The sequence below is a fragment of the Streptomyces sp. AM 2-1-1 genome (assembly GCF_029167645.1).
Classification (GTDB): domain Bacteria; phylum Actinomycetota; class Actinomycetes; order Streptomycetales; family Streptomycetaceae; genus Streptomyces.
This window is the reverse complement of record NZ_CP119147.1, coordinates 5,706,506-5,733,457: the sequence shown is the minus strand read 5'-3', so window position 1 is coordinate 5,733,457 and position 26,952 is coordinate 5,706,506. Positions and strand designations below refer to the sequence as shown.

At 73.1% G+C, this 26,952-nt stretch carries 14 protein-coding genes; 3 read left to right on the top strand and 11 right to left on the bottom strand.

The window, feature by feature from the left end:
• Nucleotides 1–4: 4 nt before the first annotated feature.
• From PZB77_RS24935 to eccD, 9 genes are all read right to left on the bottom strand, one after another.
• Nucleotides 5–8,374: a hypothetical protein gene (locus PZB77_RS24935; protein WP_275494860.1), complete on the bottom strand. Its 8,370-nt coding sequence runs from the start codon at nucleotides 8,372–8,374 to the stop codon at nucleotides 5–7.
• 24 nt (nucleotides 8,375–8,398) lie between these two features.
• Nucleotides 8,399–8,725 carry a hypothetical protein gene (locus PZB77_RS24930; protein ID WP_275494859.1) on the bottom strand — a complete coding sequence of 109 codons (327 nt, stop codon included), beginning with the start codon at nucleotides 8,723–8,725 and terminating at the stop codon, nucleotides 8,399–8,401.
• Nucleotides 8,718–9,200, bottom strand: coding sequence for a YbaB/EbfC family nucleoid-associated protein (locus tag PZB77_RS24925; protein WP_275494858.1), 483 nt, complete (start codon nucleotides 9,198–9,200; stop codon nucleotides 8,718–8,720). Before PZB77_RS24925 ends, PZB77_RS24930 begins: the two co-directional genes overlap by 8 nt.
• A complete protein-coding gene (locus PZB77_RS24920) occupies nucleotides 9,200–11,155 on the bottom strand; it encodes a hypothetical protein (RefSeq protein WP_275494857.1) in 1,956 nt (651 codons plus the stop codon). The genes PZB77_RS24925 and PZB77_RS24920 overlap by 1 nt, the downstream gene beginning before the upstream one ends.
• 47 nt (nucleotides 11,156–11,202) lie before the next feature.
• A complete protein-coding gene (locus PZB77_RS24915; RefSeq protein WP_275494856.1) occupies nucleotides 11,203–11,658 on the bottom strand; it encodes a hypothetical protein in 456 nt (151 codons plus the stop codon).
• On the bottom strand, nucleotides 11,655–11,948 hold the full coding sequence (locus tag PZB77_RS24910) for a hypothetical protein (RefSeq protein ID WP_275494855.1): 294 nt from the start codon (nucleotides 11,946–11,948) through the stop codon (nucleotides 11,655–11,657). Before PZB77_RS24910 ends, PZB77_RS24915 begins: the two co-directional genes overlap by 4 nt.
• Nucleotides 11,949–12,034: 86 nt before the next feature.
• Complete coding sequence (locus tag PZB77_RS24905) at nucleotides 12,035–12,421, bottom strand: hypothetical protein (protein WP_275494854.1); 387 nt, start codon at nucleotides 12,419–12,421, stop codon at nucleotides 12,035–12,037.
• Between the two features lie 114 nt (nucleotides 12,422–12,535).
• Complete coding sequence (eccB, locus tag PZB77_RS24900) at nucleotides 12,536–14,035, bottom strand: type VII secretion protein EccB (protein WP_275494853.1); 1,500 nt, start codon at nucleotides 14,033–14,035, stop codon at nucleotides 12,536–12,538.
• A gap of 7 nt (nucleotides 14,036–14,042) precedes the next feature.
• Nucleotides 14,043–15,431 carry a type VII secretion integral membrane protein EccD gene (gene eccD, locus PZB77_RS24895; protein ID WP_275494852.1) on the bottom strand — a complete coding sequence of 463 codons (1,389 nt, stop codon included), beginning with the start codon at nucleotides 15,429–15,431 and terminating at the stop codon, nucleotides 14,043–14,045.
• A gap of 180 nt (nucleotides 15,432–15,611) precedes the next feature.
• Here eccD and eccCa point away from each other — a divergent pair, with 180 nt between their 5' ends.
• From eccCa to PZB77_RS24880, 3 genes are all read left to right on the top strand, one after another.
• Nucleotides 15,612–19,580: a type VII secretion protein EccCa gene (eccCa, locus tag PZB77_RS24890; RefSeq protein ID WP_275494851.1), complete on the top strand. Its 3,969-nt coding sequence runs from the start codon at nucleotides 15,612–15,614 to the stop codon at nucleotides 19,578–19,580.
• A 65-nt stretch (nucleotides 19,581–19,645) separates the two neighbouring features.
• Nucleotides 19,646–22,924, top strand: coding sequence for an AAA family ATPase (locus PZB77_RS24885; RefSeq protein WP_275494850.1), 3,279 nt, complete (start codon nucleotides 19,646–19,648; stop codon nucleotides 22,922–22,924).
• The gene (locus PZB77_RS24880; RefSeq protein WP_275494849.1) at nucleotides 22,918–24,144 is read left to right on the top strand and encodes a S8 family serine peptidase; all 1,227 of its coding nucleotides are present in this window, start codon (nucleotides 22,918–22,920) and stop codon (nucleotides 24,142–24,144) included. Before PZB77_RS24885 ends, PZB77_RS24880 begins: the two co-directional genes overlap by 7 nt.
• A 94-nt stretch (nucleotides 24,145–24,238) precedes the next feature.
• Here PZB77_RS24880 and PZB77_RS24875 read toward each other — a convergent pair whose 3' ends face one another.
• The gene (locus PZB77_RS24875) at nucleotides 24,239–25,222 is read right to left on the bottom strand and encodes a tetratricopeptide repeat protein (protein WP_275494848.1); all 984 of its coding nucleotides are present in this window, start codon (nucleotides 25,220–25,222) and stop codon (nucleotides 24,239–24,241) included.
• An 84-nt stretch (nucleotides 25,223–25,306) separates the two neighbouring features.
• Nucleotides 25,307–26,920 (bottom strand): arabinogalactan endo-1,4-beta-galactosidase, encoded by a 1,614-nt coding sequence (locus tag PZB77_RS24870; RefSeq protein WP_275494847.1) that lies wholly within the window; start codon nucleotides 26,918–26,920, stop codon nucleotides 25,307–25,309.
• Nucleotides 26,921–26,952 lie beyond the last annotated feature (32 nt).

Below are 26,952 nucleotides of genomic sequence, written 5' to 3'. Positions count from 1 at the left end.
CACCTCATACGTGGACGGCGTCCACCCGATGCGGATCGAGCAACAGGAGCCAGGAGAAGGGCGGCTCCGGCAACGCGCCGAGTGCGGCCACGATCTGTTCCCTGGTGTGCCCGCCCGTGTCGAGGAGCGTCTTCAGCTTCGCCAGGGAGCGGTCCTCGGCCCTCTTCAGCGACGCCGGGTCGGACGCCACCGCGACGTCCCGGCCCCGTTCGGCGAGGAGCACCTCCAACTCGGCGGCGGGAGAAGGCACGGCGACGGTCCTCGGGCTCAACACGTCGTAGACCTCGTCCGACAGCGGGTCGGTCGTCCCGTCCGGGGTCCCGGCCGCCGGCTCGACCGGCACTCCGGCCGGCGGGCCGGTGACGGGCGGGACGCCGGTCTTCCCGGCGGGGTCTTCGAGGCCGAGCGCCTGGAACTGCCTGATCAGCTCGTCCATCACGCTCTCGCTCGTCACCGTGCGGACGTCTCCCGTCAGGACGACCCCGCTCGACGTCCTGCCGAGCTCGACGGCTTCGGAGTATGGCAGGGGGAAGAAGTCGACCCACTCGCCGTTGCGGTCGCGTGCGTGCAGGGCCACGTCGACGGTGGAGGCGAGCGTGTCGTTGCCCAGGGTGAGCGCGAAGTTCTCCGCGGGGGAGAGCGTGCGGCCCTGCCGCGCCGCCGCCTTGCACACGACCATGTGGATCGTGAAATCCTTCACCTTCCTGTCCGCGCCGCCCAACCGCTCCCGGATCTCGTCGATCGCCCCGCCGCCCGCACCGACCTGCCGGTCGTGGCCGATGACGTACAGGGTTCCCCCCTCCTTGAGGTTGCCGAGGGACGGCGCCAGACCTTTGGCCTGGAGCGCGCCCAGCAGGAATCCCGCCTCGGGAGACTCGTCCAGTACGTGGACGGCGTCCGTGGCGGCCACGATCGGGAGATCCATGACGGTCGGGGTGACGGGCCCGCGGGAGAGTACGGGAGCGACCGTGTCCGGGGGCACCGACGGCTCGTGGTCGTGGCGCACACCACGGTCGAAGGGGACGAGGGGCGGTTCGGCGGCCGGCCCGGTCGACCGCCCGTCCCGCGACGCCTGCTGGTACCTCTGCGTGACGTCGATCGCCTGCTTGAGCAGTGACTGGTAGTGGTTGACGGATGCGTCGAACCTGTCGGCGAGAAGCTGGACCCGGATCCGGTCGGCTTCGAGCCGCTCCCTCTCGGTGACGTGCGCGGGGCCCGACTGCCCGGCCGTACCGTCGGCGCTCCGCCTCAAGGCTCTCTTGAACACGGGCAGGCGGGCCTTTTCGTACGCCACGGAGTTGTCCTTGACCGCCTTCTGCGCCTCGTTGACCGCGTCCCAGGCATCCTTGAGCCGGGGGTGTGCTCCCTCGGCGTCCAGGATGCCGAGTTCCCTGGCCTGCGCTTCGGTGATCCACATGTCCACGGTCAGGTCCGCGGTGTCCCTGAGCCTCCCGGTCGCGGGCGACTTCCCCAGCGCCAGGCCCCCCAGCGTGCCGTCCTTGAAGTGCCGTTCGACGGTGACCTCCGCCAGGGCCGTGACGGGGACGCCGATCAGTAGGGCGCGCCCGGTCAACGGCTTCTCGTTGATACGGCGTTGGACGGTTTCGGTTTCGGTGGCGCTGACACCCGCCGACGCTTCCGCGCCGGTCCGGGGAAGCGCGGAGACGGCGGCGTCACCGGGCGTCGACACCACTGCCCCGGTGATGCTGAGACCGGCCGAGCTGCTCTCCGTGGTGCCGCCCCCGTGGCCGGTGCCCTGGCCGGTGTACGTCTCCAGGCGCACCGAGTCACTCATCCGCCGGATGACCGCCTTCTTGTAGTGGACCGCCATGTGCACGGTCACGTCGGCGCTGGTGCCGCCGAAGAATCCTCGATGGCTGAGCCCCGGAAGCCGGTAACCGCCCGTCAGGGCCGTTCCGTCGGCGAGCGCACCGGCCAGGCCGGCCGGGCTGAGCCCCGCGGCGAGCGCCTGGGCCGCGGACCGGCCAGGTTTCGTCAGCGAGGAGAGGGGCGGTGCTCCGGCTGCCGGCAGTGCCTGGCCGGCGGCTTCGGCCAACAGGCCGGAGACCATGCTGTGGACCTTGTCCGCACCGTTGACGGCTTTGATGTGGTGCGTGGTGCCCGGCACGGCCCCCTTCTCGTTGAGCCGGTTCAGCCAGTCCACGGTCGGTTCCCGGGTACGAGGTGCGCCGGTCGCCCCCGCGGGTCGAAGCGCCGGCCATTCGGTGCCCGGAGGATCGAGGTGGATGAGCGGCACGTAGCTGGTGGCGGAGGAGGTCCACGCGACGCCGCTCCGTTCCCCGGCCGGCGGCGTGGGGGGGCCGAGGAGTTCCGTACCGTCCGCGTCGAAGATCTCGATCCGCGTCTCCCATTCGCTCTCCACCCTGACCATCGGGCTGGTGAGCGCGTTGAGGTGGCTGACGAAACGAGTGGTGGAGGCGGCCGTCTTCTTCGTCAGTGAGCCGCTGCCGGTGCCGTCCGGTCCGGCTCCGCCCGTCACCGCTCCGGCGCCGCTCCGCCGGCTGGAACCCGCTCCCGCGCTGAATCCGCTGCTGGAGGAGGACGCGGAGGAGTCCGCCGCGACAGTGGTGAACGTACTCTCGATGTCGCCGACCCCGGCTGCCGCGACGACGGTGTGCGCGCCGACCCGGGTGTGGGTGACCCGCACTTCGAGGTTCCTTCCTCCGTGGAAGATCTTTCCGAGGAAGTGCTTCTCTCCCCCACGGACGCGGCCCAGCTGTCCGACCCCGGCCTGGACGGCGGCCCGGAAGGACTGGTCGCTGACCAGTGTGTGGAGGGTGTCCCGGCCGCGCTGCCCCACACCCAGCTTCTCGAGCGTCGCCAGCGCCTGGTCGATCCGCCGCACGGCGGCCGAGTCCGCGTCCGAGGTGGACGGCGGTGCCCCGGGGGCCGGCGTGCTCGGGGTGGCCGCGACCGACGTGGCCAGTGGGTAGAAGTCGATGCTGTCGTCGTGCATCCAGCCGGGGACCTCGACGAGCCCCGCGAGACCGCGCCCCGGCCAGGCACCCAAGCCGTCATCGACGAGTCCGAGGGCGTGCAGGTCGCGAGGGGTCATGAGCCCCTGGTAACCGTCGGCGATGGTCACCGAGCCGGTGAGATGGACCGGACTGCTCGCCCGGCCCGTCCACGGGACGGTCCCGGAGGGCGTACGGACGTCGGACATGAACGCGGAGGCCGCGCCCGTCGGTCGGCCCTCCACGGCCCACTCGACCTCGATGTCGCCGTCGAGCAGCACGAACTCCTCGTCCGTCTGCACCAGGTTGGTGTCGCTGGTGGTGGTCCGCGACTGTGCGGCGTTCCTCTCCCTCGAGAGGAGGGTCGTCTCGGCATGGGCCGCGTACGTACCGCTCGAACCGGCACTCTGCCGGGCGATGGGTGAGAACGCCGCGCCCAGCGTCGCCTTCCTCGCCGTCGACGAGCTTTCCGAAACGGCCGTCGAGTGGTTGGTGTTCTGCTCGGGCTCCAGCGTCATGGTGGGCCCGGACACGCTCAGGCGCGTACGCCGCGCCCGGAGGCGTACGGATCCCTCGAACCCCCGCACCAGGCTGGAGTCGCTCACGCCGCTCAGCAGCACCCCGTCGGGGGAGAAGAACAGCTCGGGGTGGCTGGTGAGGCCGGCGAGCCACTGGTGCACCCGGCTGTGGACGAGACCACCCTCGTCGGTGAACCCGCTCGGGTTGCCCGCCGCCTCGGCGATCGAGGTCAGAATCCCCGCGAGAAGCGTGCCGCCGGTGCGGACCTTCGAGGTGAGCAGGGGGGCGCCGCTGAGGTCGCGCTCGGGCAGGACGGTCCGCCGGCCGTTTCCGGGCTCCCGGTTGCCGACGTCACCGTCGACCTCGTCGGCACTCCGTCTCCCGCCCGGGAGCCGTTGCTCGGGCACGTGGACGAGCGCGTCGAAGCCGCCCAGCACGATGGGCGCGGACTTCGGGAGCCTGCGCAGCGCGAGAGGGGGAAGTCCGAGGCTCCCCAGCCACGACAGTCCGGGCTGGGAGACCCGGTTGCCGACCAGTTCCGCTTCGAGGGCGCCCACGACCTCGAACACGTGGGTCCCGGTCAGGGTCGTGGTGACCAGGGCGTTGTCACGTCCGGAGGAGGTGGCCACCTCGGTGGACACCGTGCGGCTCGCCTGGGCCCGGCCGCCTGCCGAGCCGCCGAGGGAGAGTCCGAAGAGGGAGACGCGGGGCGCGAACTCCAGCCCGACGGACGCTTCTCCGGTGACGGTCCGCCCGTGGCTCGTCTTCACCTGGCCGGGGGTGTTGAACCGGAGCAGCTGATGGGGATCGGTGTGACGGTAGGTCCAGGCCGGACCGGGCATCCGCAGGACCAGCGTGTGGAAGTGACGGTTGAGGAAGGACCGGCCGAACAGGGGTACACGTACGCCGCCGTTGTGCAGTTGGTCCGCCCGGTCGGCGAGCAGGCCGGGCCGCACCGCGTTCATGACGGCCTGGGTGTTGTGGAAGGCACGCTGCCGGTCGCTGGGCGGCTTGTACCAAGGGGCGGGGCGGAACGCCTTCCATTCCTCGCGGGACATGAAAGGGACGTCGCCGCTCCCCTTCGTCCGCAGCGAGGCCAGGACGTGGTCCACGAACGCGTCGGCGGTCAGCGGTCCTCCGTCCGCTCCGCGGAACACGAGGTTCTCCGTCCGGGTGAAGGTGAGGTCGTACGCCCGGTCCCCGCCCCGGCGGAGCTGTTCGGGGTCGGGCACCCGGTCCCCGGTGAGGACGATCCGGTCCGTGGGCAGTCCCGCCGCGGCGCGGACGTCGTCGAGGGGCTGGCGCACCAGGACCCAGGTCGAGACGCCGGCCGTCCCGCTGTCCGGGCGGGTGACGACGAAGCTGATCTCCTGGAGTCCCAGCACCGTCCGCGAGTTCTTGATGCGTGCGACGGTCTTCGTACCGGACGAGGAGCCGTGGCTGTCGGTGTGCGAGGTGTTCAGTGAGGCCGTGGCCGCGAGTCCTCCCGTCATCCTCGCCGGCCCGGCGGACGCCGATACTCCCACCAGGGCGCCCGCTCCGACTTTGTTGCTGGTCGCCCGGTTGACCGACTCACTCTGGGTGAACTGATCGCTGTCCCGCATCTCGTGCGTGGTGGAGAGGGACAGGGGGTGGTACGCACCGAGGCGGAGACCGCCGACGGTGTAGCCCCGGGGTGCGTCGAGAGTCCCCTTGAGCAGTTCCGTACCTCCCGCTCTGAGAGAGTGGGAGGAGAAGAAGTGGTGGATCTGCTCGGGAGTCTGCCCCTCGCCCGCCCCCCGCGCCGCCCAGCGCGGCAGGTCACCCACCGGTCCGAATCCTTCGACGTGACCCGATCCCAGCGCCACCCCGTGCGGCAGTTCGGCCGTCATGAGGTCGCTCGTCGGCTTCTGCCGGGCGCCGACGGGGACTTCGACCGTCGCGCCGTCCCTCACGGTCAGCCGTGACGTCGCGGACTCCGGGGACGGGGAGCCGTCCTCGCGCAGCCGCTCGACCTCCAGCTCCAGCCGCGCTGTCATGACGTACGTCTCCGTGGCCTCGGCGGCCCTGGTCTCGCGCTGGAGCATGTGTGCCTGGCCGAGCTCGACCGCCCTGGTCTCACTCGTCGCCAGGGACACCGAGACCTGGCCGGTGCCCGTGGGTGTGACGGAACCGGCCAGCGGCACGGTCAGCGCACCCGTGACACCCCGGCTCTCCGTGGCGGTGACGCTCCGGGACTTCACGTGCTGGTCGATCGTGTCGAACTTGTAGGGCTGGGGCAGGGCCCCCGGATCGATGCGACGCCACTCTCCGAGGCGGAGCGTGAGGGTGGCGACGTACGGGTCGAGCGGATCGCCGAAGAACAGAGTGCGACCGTCACCGAGGAGGCTCTCCGTGTCGCTCCCGAGAAGCGCCGCGAGCTGAGGGGTCCTGTCGGCGAGCAGGGTCGCGATCGGCCGGGGCAGCCTGTCGAGCAGCCGGGCGACCAGGGGAACGTGGTCCGTCGACTGTGCGGCGAGGGGAATGCCGGCACGCTGCCCGGGGACGTTCAGGATGATCCTCGCCATCCCGGCGCTCGCCCCTGACCCGCCCGGGTGGAGAGGGGTGACGGTCGACGTCGCGTCGTCCCGCGGTGCCTGGGCGGCGGAGCTGGTGGGTCCGTGCCGGTCGGCGGATGGCTCCTGCGACGTGTGCGGCGAGGAGGTCTCGTACCGTGCGACGTCGAAGAGATGGTGCGGCGGGCCGTTCTCGTCGGGCGCTGCGGGGACGAAGGGGGTGCCGTCGGGCTCGACGGACGGGGCGGGCGAGGTCCTGGCGTCCGTGACGGGCGGGTCCGATTCGACCGTGTCCGGTGTGTTCGTGTTCTGCGGCGCGGAGGGAGAGAGGACGCCTTCCGCTCGCGCCCCGTCCTCCGTGAACACCTGGGAGGGCTGCCCGAGGGGTTCCGGGATGTCGTGAGGGCCTCCGGCGTCGTCCGGGCCGCCGCCGAAGACCGGCGCGTTCGGGTTGAACGTCCGGTCCGCGTCGGCCGGCGGGGGGAGGAGCGGCAGTGGCCGCGGTACGGGCGCCCGCTCCACGGACGGGACGACGCTCTCGGTGATCCGTCGGCCGGAAGACGTCGGTACGGACTTCGGCTGCTGGGGTGCGGGCGGTGCCGGTTCGGTGGACCGCCCCGTCACGGGTGCGGATTCGCCGACGGACACGCCGGAGGTGGCCCGTGGCTGCGGTGGTCCGGCCACCGGGGCGGGAGCGGGAGTGGCGGCGAGCACCGTCGGGGACGTGTGCGGGAGGACCGGGGCGGGTCCGGGCGGCGCCGGAACGCCGTCGTTGCCGGCGGCCGTGCGGCGCGGAGCGACCGGCTCCTGGTACGGGGCCCTCTCCGTGCCGTCGTCCCCGGGCGGGATCCCGTGGGCCATGTCCTGCCGTCCGTCCGCCGTGTACCCGGCCGGCGGCTGTGAGCCAGTACCGAGGGCGTCCGTTCCCGAAGCCGGCGGGCCCGCCCCGTTGACCGGCCACCCGTGCTCGGGCCCGTCCAGGGCCGCCAGCCGGTCGTTGAGTTTCTGGACCCACGCGTGGTCCTGGCCCAGTTCGTGCATCAGCGGCCGTACCACGAAGTGCCGCCCCGCATGGCTGACGCCGGTCGTGAGGAAGCCCGAGAGGAACGTCTGGCCCGTGGTGGTGAACTGCCCCGTCGTCAGGACGTTGTACGCGCCCTCCGACAGGTTCTGCGACACCCCCTCGAACAGCATGTCGGTGCCGTACTGCCCGAGCAGGAAGCCCTTCGACGGGCCGATCCCGGCCTTCGACATGGCGTCGGGGAGATCGTCGGCCAGCACCCGCAGGGCCGGCCCCCGCACCAGGCCCGCGAGCTCCTCGCGGAGGACCCCGCTCACCGCGGTCGCCGATCCCGGCCCCGTCCACTCCCTGAGGACCGTCCTCGCCCAGGTGGTCCCGACCTCCCGGGCCCGCTCCCTGGACATCCCTCTCAGTGCCGAGCGGGCGAACTGGTCGCCGGTGCCGCGCACGAACGCCTCCGCCAGTGACTCGTTGGCGGACTTGTTCAGACCCTTGGCCAGGTCCGCGTTCATTCCGCCCAGCGTGCCGGCGAGGCCGTCCGCCAGACGTCTCCCCTCGCGGGCTGAGCCGGCGAGCGAGGCGATCTTCCCGCCGGCCTCCTGGGTGAGGATCTTGGTGAAGTCGCTGCCCAGCGTCCGGCCGATCCGCGCGCCGGCCGCCGCGCCGGCGAAACTCGTCGCACCGCCCACCAGCCCTTGGACCGCGCCGTAGGCGAGCGCCTGGATCGTGGCGTCCGTACTCCAGGTTTCACGGTTGCCCATGGCCATCTGGACGCCCTGGATGAGTGCGTCCATCGCCAGCCCCATCGCGACGCTGATCGCCGTGTGTACGGCGATGCTCCGGACGAGCGCCCGGATCAACCGGGGCACCAGCAGCCTGACCAGCATGGTCAGCAGCGACACGTGGGCGGTGACGGCCTGACCGAGGCCCGGCACCCACCAGACCGCCGCCTCGAAGATCATCTCCGCGATGAGCTCGATCATCTGCGCGAGGATCATCCACTTGACGTATTCGGCGTCGGTCGCGGTGTCGTCGGCGATGTGCGCGAGGTTGGCCGCCTGGTCCTTCACCCCGGAGAGTGCGGGTGCCTCGCCGCCGGTGAGCAGCTCGGCGTAGCGGACGAACGCCTGGGCCGCCTCGCCCGAGAAGTTCTCCCTGATGTACCGGGCCAGCTCGGCGAGCTCGTCCCGCATGGTGTCGAAGTCCTCGGCCGTGGACTCGTACAGGTCGGCGGCCTCGCGCAGTTCGTCCTCGTTGATCGACGGCCACTCCATGCCGGTGAGTGCCTTCATCAGCTCCTGCGCCTGCGGGCTGGGGGTCAGCACGGGCGCCGCCGGGAACTCCCCATCTCAGGAGTCCTCGGTCCAGGCCGCGCCGATCTGCTGGGCCTCGGCCTCGGCCTTGTCGAAGATCTTCATGGCGTCGGTGCCGTCCACGCCGAGCTGGTCGACGAGCACGTTCAGCAGGTCGAGGGTCTGGGTGATCGGGGGCATGCCGGCGGTGATGGCCTCGCGGTACTGCTTCGACGCCTCGTCCTCGCCGTCGCCGCCGCCCCGCGCGTTGATCTCGTTGATCCGGGCGACGTTCCGGTTGACACGGCGCAGCGCGTCGGCCGCGCCGGGGTACTGCGCGAACAGTGCCTTGAGCTGCTCGGTGGTACGCAGGTCCTCACTCATCGGCCCAGCCCTTCCGTGCGGCTGGGCCGTCCTGCCGCGCTTCGCCCGCCATCGGGTCGGCCGTGGCGGCACGCAGCGGCGCCAGCAGCTCCTCCAGCGCACTGCCGGACTCCATGGAGCGCCGCATCGCGGCACCGGCGCCCCTCAACGGCGCGAACGCCTCGTACGCCTCCCGGCCCGCCTGCTCCTGGGCCTTGGTGACCACGTCGAGCACGACCTTGCCCATCCGGGCCGCGTCCAGCCGGCGGTGGTCCTCGGTGTGGAACCTGATCTCACGGACGTCCCCGCGCGCCCCGACGGTCACGCTGACGGAACGGTCCTTCGACCGTACGGTGATGGTCCGCGCCTCCAGTTCCCGCTGGGTCTCCAGGAGCCTGTCCCGCTGGGCGCGCAGGCTTTCGGTCATCTCCCCGATCTGCTCCTGGAGCACGGAGGCGATGGCCGGAGCCGGACCCCGTGACCGTCGTTCGTCCATCAGCCGATCACTCCTGTGCCGCCGGTACGCCGTGTTCCCCAGGTGTCCTCGTCCTCGTCGAGGTAGCTCTTGCGTTCCCTGTCCTGCCCCTGTCCGGCCCCGCCCGGCGACATACCGCCGCCCATGGGGGGAGTCGCGGGACCGCTGGACGCGGTGGAACGCCGGCCGCTGAGCGCCGCCTCCTCGGCCGCACCGGTGACCGGCTCGACGGAGGACGTGCGCACCCGGGTCGCCCGGGGCGCCGCGGTCTCCCCGGCGGCCTTGGTGTAGTCGGTGTAGCTGCCGTCCGGCTGCTTCACGCGCAGGGTCGCCCCGGCGCTGCGGGCGGTTTCGAGGGCATGGGCGTCGAGGCCGGTGGTGCGCGCGGAGGACCGGGCACGCTGGAGGGACTGTTCGAGTGAGCGCTGCTGCGCGGCGCTCTGCGCGGAGGACTGCTGCTGCCGTCTCAGCTGCTCCTGATACGCCTTGTCCTGCGCCTTGGCGGCGTCCTCCAGGGCCTGGGACCGGCGGATCCGCGCCTGCTGGGTCTGGTAGGCGCCCGCCGGGGCCTTGACCGGGCTCCCGTTGGCGTTCCTCAGGAGGCCACCGCCCGGAGCGGTCACCGTACCGTCGGCGTTGACGAGCGAGCCACTCGGGTACGCTCCGCCGTCGTATCCGGTCCCGCCGTCCGTGGCGGTGAGACCGCCCGTGCCGACGCCGTCGGTGCTGAGCGCTCCGGAGCCCGCCTGCTCGACCGCGTTCCGGAGGGCCTGCTCGCGCAGGGCGGCGGTGTCCGCGAGGTCGTCGGAGTACGCCGCCGTGCCGTCGTCGGCCTGTGCGGATCCCGGGGTCGCGGCGAAGGACCGGGCCGCGAGGCCGCTGTCGCCCGTCGCGGCGCCGCCGTCGGTGAGGGCCTCCTCGGCCCGGGCCCGCGCTGCCTCGGCGGCTCGCGCGGCCGCGCCGGTGGGGGTGCCGTCCGCCCCGGTGGCGTAAGGACTCGCGCCGGCGGTCCCGGCGTTGTCCGGTGTGCGCCAGCTCGGTGCGGTCACGCCCGGGATGAGAGCGGCGGCCGTGCTGTACGCCCCGTCGATGGCGGGCAGTTGGGTGCGCGCGGCGGCGTCCAGGTTGTCCACTACGCCGGTCTTCCAGTCCTGCTTGGCGCGGTCCTCCATACGGTCCCAGAAGCCCTGGTCGGCGGGCGCGCCGAGGGGGGTCTGGATGACGGGCCCCGCCGCCCCGCTCACCGTCTGGGCGGCCCGCCCGACGAAGGGATCGAAGGTCTGGTGGAACAGATGGATGACCCGCTGGGCGGGCCACGCGCCGGGACTGTTCCGCCAGGTCTCGTAGGCGCGGCTGAGTGCCATGGTGGAATCGCGCAGCTGACTGCGGGCCCGGTCGATCTCTCCGGTGAACTCCCGGGGTGTCGTCATCTGCACCGCGAGGTCCTCGAACTCGTTGGCGATACCGGTGAGTGCGTCCTTGAGCGCACCGGCCGCACTGCCCTGGAGTTCCGCTTCGGGCACGTCGATGTCGCGGGCCATGCCCGTGATCAGCTCGTGGGTGGCCATGAGGTGGTCGTGGACGCCGCGGGCCGCCATCACCGCCGAGTCGAAGCTGAGGAGTTTCACCATGTCGGTGCCCGCGTCGGAAGCGCCCCCGTACAGCCGGTCGATCGGCTCGCTCATGAACCGGTGGAGGGGGGTGTCCCCCTCGTTGGAACCGATGTCGGGCGAGAGACGGAGGCCGACGCGGTAGTAGTACACCGCCGGGGGGAAGAGCGCGTCGGTGAGGACCCACGGGATCGAGACGGCCAGGTCCCAGCCGTCCGGCGGACCGCTCTGCCGGCTCGCCGGTTCCACCAGGTGTTCGGCGAACCAGCTCGCGTGGCCCTCCCCGCTGCCCGCCACCTGCTCCCTGGTGGTGGGTTCCTGCCCGGTGTACAAGGAGAGCGCGTCCTCCCAGGACCCGTCCGCCATCCGTCGTGCTCCTCTCGCGGGGGCCGTGTTCTTCGTGGTACCCGCCGCTAGGCGGTAGTGGCCCCGGCCGGGGTGGTTGCCGTCGTGCTCGTCGATCCGCCGAAAGCCGCCAGGGCGTCCCGGAGATCGGCCATCATCTCGGCTGCGGTCAGCGCCGCACCTTCCTCGCCTTCCCGCTGGAACTGGTGGGCGAGCTTGAGGTCCTTGACGAGGCCGCCGAGCTTGGTCTCCATCGACGTCAGCTGTGTCTCCATGGCGACCGCGAACTCCTCGAACGTGTCCCGCAGGGCCGTGGCGCTCACCGCGCCCTTGCCCGAACCGGTGAAGATGTGCGGGTAGACGCCGTTGCCGCCCTTACCGGCGAAGGTCTGCAGGGTCAGCCGCGAAGGCTCCTTCATCAGCGCCTCGATGACGCCGCCGAGCTGGGCGACCGTCCGGTCGATCGCCGCCTGGTCGACCTTGTACGTACCCGTGCCGTCGCCGGTCTTCTCGTCGGCCGTCACTGCGCCGACAACTGGCGGCCGCCGGCCAGGTCGGCCTGGATCTGGAGGTCCACCATGGTGGTGAGGGCCTGCGTGCCCTGGGTGAAGGTCGTGTTCATCTTGTTGATCGCCGCGTTCACCGTGCCCTGGAACTCGGCCCACGCCTGCGCGGAGTCACCGGAGAACGACTGCTGGAGCGGACGGATGCGGTCCAGCATGTCCTGGAGCGCCGCCGTCATGGCGGCGTTGGCCTGCCCCATGTCGTCGATCACGGCGTTGGCCGCGGCCTTCTTCAGTTCGACGTCCGCCATGTCGCTCTCCTCGATCCGCTGATGTGTCCCGGTCCCTGTCGGGCTCCGGGCCGTACGTTCCCGCCGTGACGGGCTGACTGGGACGGTTACTTGCCGCTGAGCGCCGCGTACGCGCTCTCGCCCTCGTCGGAGAAGGTTCCTCCGGACGGGCTCCACGCGGCGGAGAACTGCTGGGCGTCCATCTCACCGGCGTTGTGGGTGCGGTCGGCCGCGGTGAGGGCCTGGTGCAGGCTGTCCACGCGCTGCTTCACGGTGTTGTAGATCTCCAGCCACTCGTCGAGCTTGTTGGTGAACGTGGTGGCGGAGGCGGCGACGTACGAGACGCGCACGTTGTCGTGGATCTGCCGCACGGTGTTGGCGGCTTTCGCCATGGCGGCGACGTTGTCCTCCAGCGCCTGGCGGGCGAGGTCGATCGCCGCCTGTTCCCTGTTGTAGTGGTCCGAACCACCCACGGTGTCCGTGGAGTCACTCATGTCACGTTCTCCTTCGCCGGGCGGACCGCACCTGATGGAACGTCACCCTAGCCGCGCGAACTGATAGTTGTGGAGGGAAACAACCTCAAATAAAGCTCAGAGAATTCCCGGTCCTCAATCCTCCGTCCCGCATTTCCGTGCGGCCGTATACGAACGATCCGGCCGCGGGCGCTCGGCGCCGCCGGCATTCGGGCCGCCGGCCGTTTCCGGGCCGGCCCGATTCGCCGCCGCCGGATCGAGGAGCGGGCCTTGCGGAAAGAGCCGCAGCAGGCGGTACGGGAGGCGCACGGCCGACGACGCCTGGTACCCCAGTTGCTGCGCGGCCCGCGGTGCCAGCGGGTAGGACACCCCGGCATCCGTCACCAGGTACTCGGAGGAGCCGGTCCCCGCGCCGGATCGGGCGCGGACCAGCGCGCCGGATCCCGGCCGCACCCAGACGCGGTCCGCCGGGGTACAGGAGGCCGAGACGGACACCTGGACGGCGGGCACGGTGCCCGGCACGGACCCCCGGGCGGCCAGCGCCACCGTCGTCAACCAGCCGTCGTCCGTCGGGGCCGTACGGACGCACACCACGGACTCGTCCGGATCGACCGACGACACCCCGGGCGCCGTGCGCGGCAGCGCCGGGTTGCCCACGGTCACCGAGGCGGGCGCCGTGTGCGCCGCCAAGTCCGCGGGCCCCAGGGAGAGTTCGCGCACCTCCGCGCCCTTGTAGGCGTCCCGTTGGGTACGCGGGTCGCCGCTCAGGAGGAGACGGTCCAGTACCCCGAGAGGCACCAGGCCCTCCTCGGTGAGCAGGTAGTGCTGGCCGGAGGCCGTGAACAGCTGCCCGATCCGGGTGGCCGCGCCGGACAGCCGGGGCCCGGCGGCGCCCCGCCGGGCGACCTCCGGCGGAGCCAGCGGCGGGCCGGCGTCCAGCGACTGGAGGAAGGAGGGTGCGACCCGCGTCGCCACGACGCCCGCCCAGCCGAGTGCGGCCTTGGTGCCGTGCTCGCCGTCGACGGCGAACCGGCGTCCGTTCCAGACCAGTTGAAGACCCTCATCGGGTGCGGAGACCAGCACCCCGCGACTCTCGTCCAGTCCGGTGACCGTACCGGCCACTCCGACGGCGATGCTGGTCAGCGGCGGACCGTCCGGTGAGGAAGAGCCGGGGAGGGCGCACACCGACCACGTCTCGCGCGGCAGACCGGCGGCGGGCAGGCCGTCGGGGGCGCCCACGATTCCCAGCGCCGGGCCACGCTCCGTACCGGCGAGGGAGTTCTCGGCCACGTCGGTCACACGCAGCCGGTCACCGGCGATCAGCCGCGCCGACGCCTCGTTGAGGACCGGGTGCAGAGCGCCGTCGACGAACAGATACCGGGCGCCGGTCTCCCGGACGAGGACCAAGGTCCCCGGCTCCTTCCAGGAGGTGGCGCCGCCGGGGCGGATCAGTCCGTACAAGGTGGTGACCAGGCAGGCCAGGACCACCAGCAGAACGCCCCACACCAGCCCGCGCCAGGTGCGGGTGGAAGGGGTCTCGGCGGCGTCGGGGTCGGCGCGCAGCAGACCTCCGGAGAGCCGCCCCATGACGAACAGGTGGGCCTGGACCTGGTCCTTGCGGTTCTGGGTGCTCATCCGCCGCTCAGCCCCTGATCCCGCGCAGCGCCCCGAAGACCCCGGACAGCAGCGCGGCCAGCGGCAGCAGAGCCAGGGCCGTCACCAGGTGGAGGACGTCCGCGGCCCTGCCCCAGTACGGGACGAGCCGGCGACCGGGTACCGTCCACGCGGCGACGGCCGCCGCCGCGCCCGCCACCAGCAGGACCGCCACCGCCTCCAGCCGACCCGGCAGGGGCGCGCCCGCGGCGATGACGACCGCCGTGGCGGTCAGGCCGTACGCGCCGGGAACGGCGAGCGCCAGCCGGTGCCAGAGCGCGCCGACGAGCCGCACGTGCAGGAGCAGCAGCAGGCTGAGGGCGACGGTGAGGGCGGGTCCCGTCCGCTCGTCCGACCCCGCGGCCGTCAGCAGTGCCGTCTGGCTGCCCATCGCCACCACCCCAAGCGCGGCGTAGATGCTGGTGAGGTACGTGTCGGCGAGCGCGGCGCGCGCCCGGACCCGCTCCGCGGGGAAGGGGTCGATGCCTTCCTGGAGGTCGTCCGCCCCCGTGGGCAGCGGAGGCAGCCGCATTCCGGCGAAGCGGAAGGCCAGGCCGGGCACGAACACGGCGGAAACGACCGTCAGGACCGCCAGCCAGCCGGCGGCCTGGGCGGGGGGAAGGCCGGCGGCGGTGACGCCGCCGGCGAGCGCCGCGAACAGCGCGACGGTGAACGCCCCGAGGAACAGCGGGACGAACGCTCCCACGGCGGCCAGCGCGACGACGGCGGCACCCGCCGCGGCGGCCCCGCCCGCCAGGAGGCGGGGTCCCAGACCGTCCTCGCCCGCCCCCGCCTGCGGGAGCAGCGCTCCGGCCAGGGCGAGATGCGGTACGGCCAGCATGCCCAGGACCGCCCCCGCGCCGGAGTCGCCGACTGCCCGGGAAGCCGTGAGGGAGCCGGCGATCAGGAGCACGGCCAGTGCGCCGGCCGTGCCCGCCCGCCAGGCGTCGGCGCCGGGCAGGACGAGGACCACCAGGGCGGCCAGCAGGGCTGCGGTGCTCAAGCCCAGCAGGAGCCGCCGGGTCAGCGCGGGCCGCCAGGTGTCGTCGCGGGCGCGCAGGGTCTCGCCGATCCCTTCGACGAGGTCGTCGAACGCCACCTCGGGAAGGGTCTCACCGCGTGGCCTCAGGTACAGCGTCTCCCCGTCCACGAGGCCGAAGGACGCGGCGGTGCCCTCCTCGTCGAGAGGCGCGCCCCCCAGCCGCTGGACGGACCAGCCTCCGGGGCCGGGTTCCTGCTCGTGAGGTTCGGCTCCCGCGTACTCGACGAGCACGGGAAGCAGATCGGCGAGCGGAACATCGGACGGTATCCCCAATTCGAAGGCCCGGGAAGGAGCTCTGACGGATATTCGACAGAGTTCGCCTGTCTTGTCGCTCACGGCAGCTCGATTCACTCCCGCCGTGAATTCGGCGGCGGTCCGACTCGGGAAACGGGGGCACACTATCGTGACTCCCGGCCAACAGTATGATCACCCGTCAAACAGCCTTCTTCGCCGCCCTTGGAGGGCTGCTGACGTCCTCGTGACGGGGAATGGCCGCCGCACCAACCGGGAGCCGGTTTGACCACCGTCACGTTCCGTCGCCCTCCGCGCCGGGTGGGTCCGCAGATGCCGCAGGGCGAACTGGCCCTCCAGGAGCCGCCGGCGCTGCCCGAGCCACAGAGCGCCATGGGCGGCGTGGTCACCTACCTGCCGATGGCCCTGAGTTCCCTGGGCATGGTGCTGGTCTTTCTCCGGCCGGGCGAGGGCAACGGCGTGCTCATGTGGGTGGCCGTCGGCATGATGACGCTGTCCGCGGTCGTCATGCTCGTCGCCCAGTTCTTCCGCGCGGCGGGGGAACGCAAGCGGGCCCTGCGCGGCGAACGCCGCGACTACCTCCGGTACCTCGCGACCAGTCGGCGCCGCATCCGCTCCGTCGTCGACCAGCAGCGCCGGGCCCAGGCATGGCACCATCCGGAGCCGGACGCGCTGTGGTCGGTGACCCGCAGCGGCCGTCTGTGGGAGCGCCGGGCGTCGCACGAGGACTTCGCCGAGGTGCGGTTCGCCACCGGCGAGCAGCCTCTCGCCCTCACCCTGACGCCGCTGGCGACGCGCCCGGTCGAGGACCTCGAACCGCTGTGCGCCCATGCGCTGAGGCGTTTCATCCACACGTACGCGACGGTGGACGGGCAGCCCGTCTCCGTACGGCTCCGTTCCTTCGCGCGGGTGCTGCTCGCCCCGGCGGGCGAGCCCGGCGCCGGGTCCGTCGCGGTCGGCTCGGCACGGGCGACGGCACGGGCGGTGGTGGCGCAACTGGCTGCCCTCCACGCGCCGGACGAGCTGAACATCGTGGTCCTCGCGGACGGGGAGGGCTGGGACGCCTGGGCGTGGACCAAGTGGCTCCCGCACACCCAGCACCCGACGGACACCGACGGGGTGGGACCGGCCCGGCTGGCCGCCCAGTCCGTCTCCGAACTGGAACCGCTGCTCGGCGAGGAGTTCACGGCGCGGGGGCCGTTCCTGGCCGGTGCGGCGCCCGACCGCGACGAGCCGTTCACCGTGGTCGTGCTGGACCTCTCCACGGTGCCGCCCGGCGCCCGGCTGGCCGGGGACGGGTACCGCAACACGACCGTCGTCGACGTACGGGGCACCCTCGCGGCGACCGCCGACGACCGGGGGACCCTGCGGCTGCGCGTCACCCCCGAGGATCTCGTGCTGCTCGGCCCCGGCCCCGGAGGCGGACCGGCCGAGACCAGGATCGGCCGGCCGGACACGCTCGGCGCCGGCGCGGCCCGCGCACTCGCCATGCGCCTGGCCCGCTTCCGGCTCGGCGCGGCCGCCCGATCCGAGCAACCGCTCCAGGAGGACCGCGAACTCACCGACCTGCTGGGCATCCGCGACCTCGCCGCGGCGCGGCCGGAGCAGCTGCACCGACCGCGCACCGAGGGAGAACGGCTGCGGGTGCCACTCGGCATCGCCGCGGACGGCTCCCATCTGATGCTGGACCTCAAGGAGTCGGCCCAGGGCGGCATGGGCCCGCACGGCATGCTGGTGGGCGCCACCGGTTCCGGCAAGTCCGAGCTGTTGCGCACCCTCGTGCTCGCGCTGGCCCTCACGCACAGCAGCGAGACGCTGAACTTCGTCCTGACCGACTTCAAGGGCGGGGCCACCTTCCTCGGGCTGGACCGGCTGCCGCACACCTCGGCGGTCATCACCAACCTGGCCGACGAGGCCGCGCTCGTCGAACGGATGCAGGACGCCCTGCACGGAGAGCTCGTCCGCCGCCAGGAACTCCTGCGCAGAGCGGGCAACTTCACGTCCGTACGCGCCTATGAGGAGGCCAGGGCGGGCGGTGCTCCGCTCGACCCGCTGCCGACCCTGCTGGTGGTGGTGGACGAGTTCAGCGAACTGCTCGCCGCCCACCGGGAGTTCCTCGACCTCTTCGTCATGATCGGCCGCCTGGGCCGGTCGCTCTCCGTCCACCTGCTGCTGGCCTCCCAGCGACTCGACGAGGGCCGCAGCCAGCAGTTGGAGTCGCACCTCTCGTACCGGATCGGCCTGCGGACGTTCTCCGCGATGGAGAGCCGCGGCGTCCTCGGAGTACCCGACGCGTACGAACTCCCCCCGCTCCCCGGCAGCGGGCTTCTCAAGAACGACGTCGGCACCCTCACCCGCTTCAAGGCGGCGTACGTCTCCGGGGACTACCGACCCGCCCGTCCCGGCGCCATGCGCCGCGCGGTCGTGGCCGGGCAGGTCGTCCCCTTCGAGGCGGGCTGGGTCCCGCCGCGCGCCCTGTCGGGATCCTCCGAGGACCCCGGGCCCGTGACGGAGCCCGACGAGGAGGAGGTCCCCGCGCGCAGCCTGCTGGACGTCGCCGTGGAGAAACTGGAGGGTTGCGGACCACCCGCCCACCAGGTCTGGCTGCCGCCCCTGGGTGACCCTCCCACCCTGGACCTCCTGTTGCCGCCGCCCGGCGAGACCACCCCGTACCTGCGCGTGCCCGTGGGCGTCGTGGACCGGCCGTTCGACCAGCGGCGCGAGGAGCTGACCGCCGACCTCTCCGGCGCGGGCGGCCACATCGGCATCGCGGGGGGCCCGCAGTCGGGCAAGTCGACGCTGGTACGCACCCTGATCTGCGCGCTGGCACTCACTCACACCCCGAAGGACGTGCAGTTCTACTGCCTCGACTTCGGCGGGGGCACGCTCGGCGCACTGGCCGGGCTCCCGCACGTGGGGGGCGTCACCGGCAGACTGGACCCCGAACGGATGACCCGTACCGTCGCCGAGGTCACCGCCGTCGTGGCCCACCGCGAGCGGCTCTTCGCCGCCCACGGCGTCGAGTCGATGGCGGACTTCCGTGCCCGGCGTGCGGCGGGCGAGTTCCCGGCGGAACGGCACGGCGACGTGTTCCTCGTGGTCGACGGCTGGAACACGGTGCGCCAGGACTTCATGGACCTGGTTCCGACCTTCGGGATGATCGCCTCACGCGGCCTCAACTTCGGAGTCCACCTGATCGTCGCCTCCGGCCGCTGGTCGGAGATCGGAGCCGCGCTCCGCGACCAGCTCGGCACCCGGTTCGAACTCCGGCTCGGCGACCCGGTGGACTCCATGGTCAACATGCGCGCCGCGGGAACCGTCCCGGCGGTCCCCGGGCGGGGACTCGACGCGGACCGCAGCCACTTCCTCACCGCGCTGCCCCGGACCGACGGCGACCCGTCGGCGGACACGCTCCCCACCGGGGTCGCCGCGCTGGTACGCCAGGTGGCGGCCGGCTGGGACGGCGAACCCGCCCCGGCCGTACGGATGCTGCCGGCCACCCTCGCCGCGTCGCGGCTCCCGGCGGCCGACGGCGACCTGCGCGTTCCGCTGGGCCTGGAGGACCTGGGCCTCGGGGTGTTCCGGCACGACTTCGAGGCGCACCCGCACCTCGTGGTGATCGGAGACGTGGAGTCGGGCAAGACGAACCTGCTGGCCCACGTCGCCGAGGCGGTCACCGCCCGCTACACGCCCGACGAGGCCCGGGTGCTCCTCGTCGACTTCCGGCGTGGCATGGCCGGGACCGTCCCCGACGCGCACCGGCTGGGCTACGCCGTGGGACCCGACCCGCTGCGCAGGATGGTCGACGGAGCGGCCCGCGCCCTGCGCGAGAGGGTGCCCGGCGCGGACATCGCTCCCGGGCGTCTGGCCCTGCGGGACTGGTGGACGGGGCCACGTCTCTTCGTGGTGGTCGACGACCATGAGCTCGTCTCCGGCGGCGGCTTCGGCGCCAACGACCCCTTCGCCCCGCTCCACGACCTCCTCACCCAGGGAACCGAGACCGGATTCCACCTGATCGTGGCGCGCGGCGCCAACGGCGCGGGCCGCGCGGTTGGCTCCGACCCTCTGCTCCGCCGCCTGGTGGAGGCCAACACCCCCGTCCTGATGCTCTCCTGCCCGCCCTCCGAAGGACAGGTGGTGCCCGGGACGCGGCCCCGTGCGCTGCCGCCGGGCCGCGGGCTCTACATCACCCGACGGCGTACCACCCAGATCCAGACCGCGCTGCGCGACTGACCCCGCCGCGCCGCCCACCGCCCGGTCCGGACCGGCCCACGACCACGTACCGCGGAAGGAACTCCATGGCCCGCCAGACCCTCGTCGCCACGCCCGGGACCACCCTGGCGGCGGCCCTCGGCGCCGCCCGCCCCGGCAGCGTGGTGCGGGTGCGGCCCGGCCGCTACGACGAAAGCCTCTCCATCACCAAGATGCTCACCCTGATCGCCGACGATCCGGCCTCGCCCCCCGAGATAGCCCCCCGGGACGGCAGCGCGGTCCAGGTCCTCGCGGAAGCGGTGAAACTGTCCGGGCTGGTGCTGCGCGGCGCGGACGAGGACGCCCCCGTCGTCGACGTGCCGCGTGGCCAGGCCGAACTGGAGAACTGCACCGTCCACGGCAACGGCTGGACCGCGCTGCTCGCCCGCGACACCGGTTCCCTCGCGATGCGGGACTGCGTGGTCACCAACGGCCGCGGTGCCGGACTCGTGGATCTCTCGCCCCGTCGCAGCGTCGTCGAGGACTGCCTCTTCGAACACCTGGGAAGCTCCGGGCTGGTGCTGGGCGAGAGCGCGGTGACCACCGTGCGCGGCTGCACCGTGCGCGACGCGCGCGGCAACGGCCTGCTGGCCGGCGACCGGGCCGCCGGCTCGGTCGAACGGCTCACCGTCGTCCGTACCCTCAAACCGGGCGTCGCCCTGGAGGAGCGGTGCTCGACCCGGCTGAGCGAGGTCCGCACCGAGGAGTGCGTCATCGGCTTCCACCTCTCCTCCGGCGCGGGCCCCGTGCTCGACGACTGCGTCGCGCAGCGCAGCACCACCCACGGCATGCTGCTCTCCGGTGCCGCCGACCCCCGGGTGGACCGGTTCCTGGCGGCCGGCTCGGGGGGCCACGGCATCGCCGCCACCGACCGCTCGCGCGGTACGTTCACCGACTGCCGGGTCACCGGCTCGACCGCCGCAGGGCTGCTCGTACGGGACGACTCCGCGCCCGCTCTGGTCCGTACCACGATCGCCGGAGGGCGGTCCGAGGGCGCCGTCGTCGAGGGCGGGGCCGCACCCCGGCTGGAAGCCGTCACCGTGGAGCGGCCCGCCGGGCACGGCGTCGTGGTCGCCGGCGCCGACCCCTCACTGCGCGGGGTGGACGTCGTCCTCAGCGGCGGCCACGGACTGTTCTTCCGCGACGGCGCGCGGGGCACCGTCGAGGACGGCACCGTCACCGGGGCGGGCGGCTGCGGAGCGGTGGTTGAGGCGTCCCGCCCGACGCTCCAGGGCACGGTGCTCCGCGACAGCTCCGCGCCGGGTCTGCGGGTGACCGGCGAGGCGGCCGTCACGCTGACCGGGGTGACGGTCGACAACGCCGGGTCGGAGGGCATCTCGGTGGAAGGTCCCGCCGAACTGGTCGCCGTCGGCAGCCGGGTGAGCGGAAGCCGGACCCACGGCGTGCTGATCGGCCCGGGGGCGGCCGCTCAACTGACCGACTGCGACCTCGGCGGCTCCGGAGGCGACGGCCTGCGGGTGGCGAGCGAGAGGCCCGTCCGCGTCACCCGGTGCGCGATCACGGGCAACCGTGCCGCCGGTGTGCGGCAGACCGCCGCCGACGGGCGGGTGTCCGCCGACGACCTGGACAGCAGGGAGAACGGCGAGCCCGACGTGCTCGGCGCACGCGGCGACGGTGCCGGCCGGGACGAGGCGCCTTCGCAGGACGCTGCCGCCAGGTCCCTCGCCGTGCTCGACGAGCTCGTGGGGCTCCGGCAGGTCAAGGAGCAGGTCGCGACCCTGGTGAACCTGAGCAAGCTGGCACGGCGACGGCGCGAGATGGGACTCCCCGTCCCCGCCACCGTCCGCCACCTGGTCTTCGCGGGCCCCCCCGGTACGGGCAAGACGACTGTCGCCCGGCTGTACGCCTCGATCCTCGCAGGGCTCGGCGTGCTGCGCTCGGGCCATCTGGTGGAGGCCGCCCGCGCGGACCTGGTGGGCGAGTACGTGGGCAGCACGGCGCAGCGGACGACGAAGCTGTTCGAACGGGCCCTGGGCGGGGTCCTGTTCATCGACGAGGCATACACCCTGTCCGCCGAGGCCGGCTCGGGCGGGGCCGACTTCGGCCAGGAGGCCATCGACACCCTGGTGAAACTCATGGAGGACCACCGCGACGACGTGGTGGTGATCGTCGCGGGCTACTCGGGCCGGATGCGGTCGTTCCTGGAGTCCAACCCGGGCCTCGGCTCCCGGTTCGGGCGGACCGTGGAGTTCGAGAACTACGAGGTGGACGAGTTGGTGACGATCGTCGAAGCGCTCTGTGCGCGCAGCCGGCTGACGCTCGCGGAGGACACCCGGCGCGCCCTCGTGCCGCACTTCGCCCGGATGACGCGTGACGAGTCCTTCGGCAACGCCCGGGAGGCGAGGCGGACCTTCGAGGAGATGGTGGACCGGCAAGCACTCCGGCTCGCGGGGAACGAGACGGTCTCGGAGGAGGAGCTGTCGCTGTTGCTGCCCTCGGACGTCGGGGAGGCGGCGACGGCCGCCGCCGGGGGCTGCGGTGGGCCCGGCGGCGACGCCGGACGCCTGGAGGCCGCCCTGGGCCGGCTGTCCGCACTGACCGGGCTGGCCGGCGTGAAGAGTGAGGTCCAGGACCTGGTGAACCTTCTGACCACTGCCCGCAGGCGCCGGGAGAACGGACTGCCCGCCCCGGCGATCGGCCACCACCTGGTGTTCACCGGGCCTCCCGGCACGGGCAAGACCTCGGTGGCCCGCCTGTACGGGGAACTGCTCGGCGCGCTCGACGTACTGCCGCGGGGGCAGTTGGTGGAGGTCGCCCGCGCCGACCTGGTCGGACGGTACGTCGGCCACACCGCGCGGCTCACCGCGGAGGCTTTCGGACGGGCGCGCGGCGGGGTGCTGTTCGTCGACGAGGCGTACACCCTGACGCCCGAGGGGGCCGGTGGCTCGGACTTCGGCCGGGAGGCGGTGGACACCCTGCTGAAACTCATGGAGGACCACCGCAAGGACACGGCGGTGGTGGTCGCCGGCTACGGCCCGGAGATGGACCGCTTCCTGTCCTCCAACCCCGGCCTGGCCTCGCGCTTCGGCCGGACGGTGCCCTTCACCTCGTACGACGCCGGAGAACTCGTCGACATCGTCGTGGGCATGTGCGCACGGGAGAAGTACACCTGCCCACCGGGGACGCTGGAGCGGCTGCGCGACCACTTCGGCACGGTGGAGCGCGGGCCCGCCTTCGGCAACGCACGGTACGCGCGCACCGTGCTGGAGCGCATGATGACACGTCAGGCGGGACGCCTCAGCGCGATGCCGGAGGCGTCGGTGGAAGACCTCACCACCCTGCTCCCCGAGGACCTCGTGTGCTGAGCCTGCGACTCCGCCTGACGGCACACGCGGTCCTCCTCGGCGCCGGCCTCCTCCTTGCCGCGGCGGGGGCGGCCCCCGCCCTCGCGGACGGCGCGGGCGACGAGCCCCTGCCCGTGGTGAGTTCGCTGACGCCCGAGGGCGGCGGCTGCGTGCAGCCGTCCCGCCGGAAGGTGGAGAGCACCCCCTGGCCGCAGGGTTACCTCGGCTACCCCCGTGCCTGGGCCCACACCCGGGGCGAGGGAGTCCTGGTCGCCGTGGTGGACACCGGGGTGGACGCCACCCGTTCCCCCGCCCTCGCGGGCCGGGTCCAGGCGGGCCCGGATCTGGACGGCGGGACGGACCGGGGCGGCGGCGAGGACTGCGCCGGGCACGGGACGTTCGTCGCGGGCCTGATCGCCGCAGCCCCCCGCGCGGGGACGGGCTTCGTCGGGGTGGCGCCCGGGGCGCGGGTCCTGGCCATCCGGGTCACCGGCGACGACGGCGTGGTACCGGCGGACCGGCTGGCGGCCGGAATCCGGGCCGCCGTGGCAGGCGGCGCCCGGGTCGTCGCCGTGCCCCTCGCCCTGCCGCGCGGCAGCGGCGCGCTGACCTCGGCCGTCGCGGCGGCCCGGAAGGCCGGCAGCGTCGTCGTCGCACCCGCCTACGCGGCCCCGGCGAGCCCGGGGACCGAGGAGAAGGCCGCGCCCGCCGCCTTCCCGGCCGCGCTGCCGGGGGTGCTCGCCGTCGCGGCGGTCGTACCGGGCGGCTCGCCCGACCTGACGGTCCTCCCACGCACCGCCCCCGGCATCGCGGCGCCGGGCGGTTCGGTGATGAGCGTGGGACCCGGCGGCGGCCATGTCACCGGCAGCGGGGCGGACCTGGCCACGGGCTTCGTGGCCGGGACGGCGGCGCTCGTGGCCGCCGCCCGTCCCGACGCGAAGGCGCCCGAGATCACGGCCAGGATCGTCGCGTCCGCCTACCGGATGCCGGCGGTGGAAACGGGGCTCGTCGGCGCGGGCACGGTCGATCCGGTGGCCGCGGTCACCGCCCCCTGGTCGCCCGCCGCCCCCGTGGCACCGGTCCGGCCCGTGGTGCTGCCACCGACCCCGGCGAGCCGTGCGCACGACACCGCGGTCGCCGTGGCCGCCGGCGTGGTGGTGGCTCTGGCGGCCCTGGGGTACACCCTCTTCACGGTGACCCGGGCCCGTCGGCGGGGATGGCGTTCCGGCACGGGGCAGTGAGCCGGAGAGGCCGGGAACGGCGGGTTCTCAGCCCTGCGGGTACACGGGCCGTCCTCCCGGCCCCCGCCCCGGGGGCCCACCGGGTCCGGCGCGTTCAGCCCGCGCGGACACGACGGGCCCCGGCCACGAGGTCCGGCGGAAGACCGGGCCCCGCGCACGCGTGGTCGATCAGCAGGTTCCGGTAGGTGGTGTCCACGAGTTGGGGTGCCAGGGTGATCAGGGCCGTCAGCTCGTCGGACGAACCGGTCAGACGTGCGCGGTACGCGGCGGACGCCGCGCGCAGGGAGGGCTCGTGGGGTTCGTGGTCCAGGCCCTGTCCGACGAGGCTCACGGCGGCGGCGAAGTCGCCCTGCTCGGCTCGTAGGTCCGCCAGGTCCAGGTGGAGGGACCAGTTGGCGGGGTCGAGGATCAGGGCGTCCTCGAAGGCCGCCGCGGCCCGGTCCAGGTCGCCGGTGGCGCGCCAGGTCACCGCTCGCGCCACCGCTGTCCACATGACCCGCTCGACGGCGTCGGCGCGGTCGCACAGGGCGAAGGCCAGATCGTAGCGGCCGCAGGCACGGGGCAGCCGGGCCATGGCGGCCAGCGACTCCGGGACGGGGCTGCGGGTGGACACCACCTCGAGGGCGTGGAACCAGGGCGCGAACCGCTCCCGCGCCTCGTCGCCGTCCAGGTCCGGGCCGTGGTCCAGGGTGCGCAGGCACGCCTCGGCCAGCGCCTCGGCGCTCACCGCACCGAGGAAGCCGGGATCGCCGAACCAGGGTGCGCCGCCCCAGGCGACGTCGGGCCGCGCGCCCGTGACCGAACCCAGGGACATCACCGCGTCGTCCATCTCCCCCCGCAGGAAGAAGAAGTACGACTGTGCCAGCACGGCGCTCAGGGACCCGGCCCCCTCCAGGCCCTTCTCCAGCTCCGGGCGCCGGTCGTGCCACAGCTCGGCGAGGGCCGCGTACGGCTCCGGGGCGGACGGTGCCGAGGCTACCGCTCCCACCAGCGACTCCACCGCACGGACCGGGTCTCCCCCGCAGTGCGCCATGACGCGGGCGAGTCCGATCCCCGCCGCCACCGACTGATTCGACATCTGCGGAGGATATCCGGCGGGCCCCCTGCCGTGCCTCCAGGACCGGGAGGAACGGCAGGGGGTGCGTCACGTGCGGGGCGCCGCCTACCGGTGCGCGTACCAGCCGGCGGCCGGGAGCAGCTTGTCGGCGTAGTCGAAGAGGGCCTGGTTCTCCCACGCGTTGCCGGAGGAGGGGTCGGCCGGGTCCCAGCCGCTGCCGGTGACGGCGGTCCAGCCGGGCTCCCAGTAGACGGCGCCGAGGCCGCGGCCGTTCGGGACGGCTTCGACGACGTTCAGTACGTCGCGGAAGTTGGCGGCCTGGCCCGCCGGGGTGGCGGGGTAGCCGGTGACGAGCTGGTCGGCGGTGGCGATGTTGTTCTCCAGGCCGTCCTCGTCGGCGAGGGTGTGGGCGTACGCGGTCTCGGCGACGAGGACCGGTTTGCCGTAGCGGGAGGCGGCGTCGTCGAGGTTGGTCTGGAGGTCGGAGAGGGCTCCGTGCCAGTAGCCGTAGTAGGAGAGGGCGACGACGTCGAAGGGCACGCCGCGGGCGACGGCGTTGTCGAACCACCAGCGGGTACCGGCGTTGTCGCCGCCCTTGGCGAGGTGGAGGGCGACCTTCGTGGTGGAGGAGACGGCCTTGGCGGCGTTGGCGCCGGAGGTGAGGAGGCCGGCGAGCTGGGACCAGTTGTCGGTGGAGCCCTCGGGCCAGAGCATCCCGGCGTTGGTCTCGTTGCCGATCTGCACCATGTCGGCCGTGGTGCCCTGGGCCTTGAGGGCGTTCAGTACGTCGTACGTGTGGGTGTAGACGTCGGTCCTCAACTGGCTGTACCCGTGGCCGGCCCAGGCGGCGGGCTTGTTCTGCTTGCCGGGGTCGGCCCAGGCGTCGGAGTAGTGGAAGTCGACGAGGACCTTCATGCCGAGGGCCTTGGCGCGCTTGGCCATGGCGAGGACGTGCGCCTTGTCGTTGTAGCCGTCCGCGGGGTTCACCCACACCTTGAGGCGTACGTAGTTCATTCCGGCGGAGTGCAGCAGGGCCATGCCGTCGCCGGCGGTGCCGCTCGCGTTGCGGTAGACGGCGCCGTGGGCCTCGTTCTTCGGGAGGGTGGAGAGGTCGCCGCCCTTGACGCTGAGACCGGTGGTGCCCGAGGTGAAGGAGATGTCGTCGAAGTTGGCCCACTCCCCCGCGTGGGCGTCGGAGTGGAGACTGATGGTGCAGGCGCCCCCGGTGACCTTGACGGAGGTCACCAGGCGGATCCAGGCGCCGTTGGCGGTGGGGGGCAGGTCGGTGCGCTGTTCGGCGGAGCCGCAGTTGCGCAGCGCGAGGTACGCGGAGTTCTGGCCGCCGCTGGAGCGGACCCACGCGCTGAGGGTGTACGTGCCGTTGGTCAGCCCGGAGAGGTACTGGTAGGTCTCCACCTTGTAGGCGGAGGCCGACCAGTGGCTGAGCCGGGTGGTGCCCGTGCGGCCGCCGGCCTCGGTGAAGGAGGCGGCGTTCTGGCCGCCGGCGGAGTAGGTGCTCCACCCGGTGGCCCCCGATTCGAAGCCCGGGTCGGTGACGGTGGCCGCCGCGTGGGCCGCCTGGGCGGGGAGCGCCGCGAGCAGCAGCCCGCCGAGGGCGGTCAGCGCGGCGGCGGCCCGGCGTCGGCCGCGCGGGGTGCGGCGGCCGCCCGCGCCCCGTCCGTGTGTGGTGGTCCTGTCGAACAGCGTCTTACCGTGCATCGTCGTCGATGTCCCTTCGACCGTGGTGCGGG

What these genes read in the sequence shown, in the direction of transcription:
- PZB77_RS24920 (WP_275494857.1), bottom strand. Translation starts at nt 11,155, where the DNA reads ATGGCGGACGGGTCCTGGGAGGACGCGCTCTCCTTGTACACCGGGCAG.
- PZB77_RS24875 (WP_275494848.1), bottom strand. Translation starts at nt 25,222, where the DNA reads ATGTCGAATCAGTCGGTGGCGGCGGGGATCGGACTCGCCCGCGTCATG.
- eccB (WP_275494853.1), bottom strand. Translation starts at nt 14,035, where the DNA reads ATGAGCACCCAGAACCGCAAGGACCAGGTCCAGGCCCACCTGTTCGTC.
- PZB77_RS24925 (WP_275494858.1), bottom strand. Translation starts at nt 9,200, where the DNA reads ATGGACGAACGACGGTCACGGGGTCCGGCTCCGGCCATCGCCTCCGTG.
- PZB77_RS24905 (WP_275494854.1), bottom strand. Translation starts at nt 12,421, where the DNA reads ATGAGTGACTCCACGGACACCGTGGGTGGTTCGGACCACTACAACAGG.
- PZB77_RS24910 (WP_275494855.1), bottom strand. Translation starts at nt 11,948, where the DNA reads ATGGCGGACGTCGAACTGAAGAAGGCCGCGGCCAACGCCGTGATCGAC.
- PZB77_RS24930 (WP_275494859.1), bottom strand. Translation starts at nt 8,725, where the DNA reads ATGAGTGAGGACCTGCGTACCACCGAGCAGCTCAAGGCACTGTTCGCG.
- PZB77_RS24885 (WP_275494850.1), top strand. Translation starts at nt 19,646, where the DNA reads ATGGCCCGCCAGACCCTCGTCGCCACGCCCGGGACCACCCTGGCGGCG.
- PZB77_RS24870 (WP_275494847.1), bottom strand. Translation starts at nt 26,920, where the DNA reads ATGCACGGTAAGACGCTGTTCGACAGGACCACCACACACGGACGGGGC.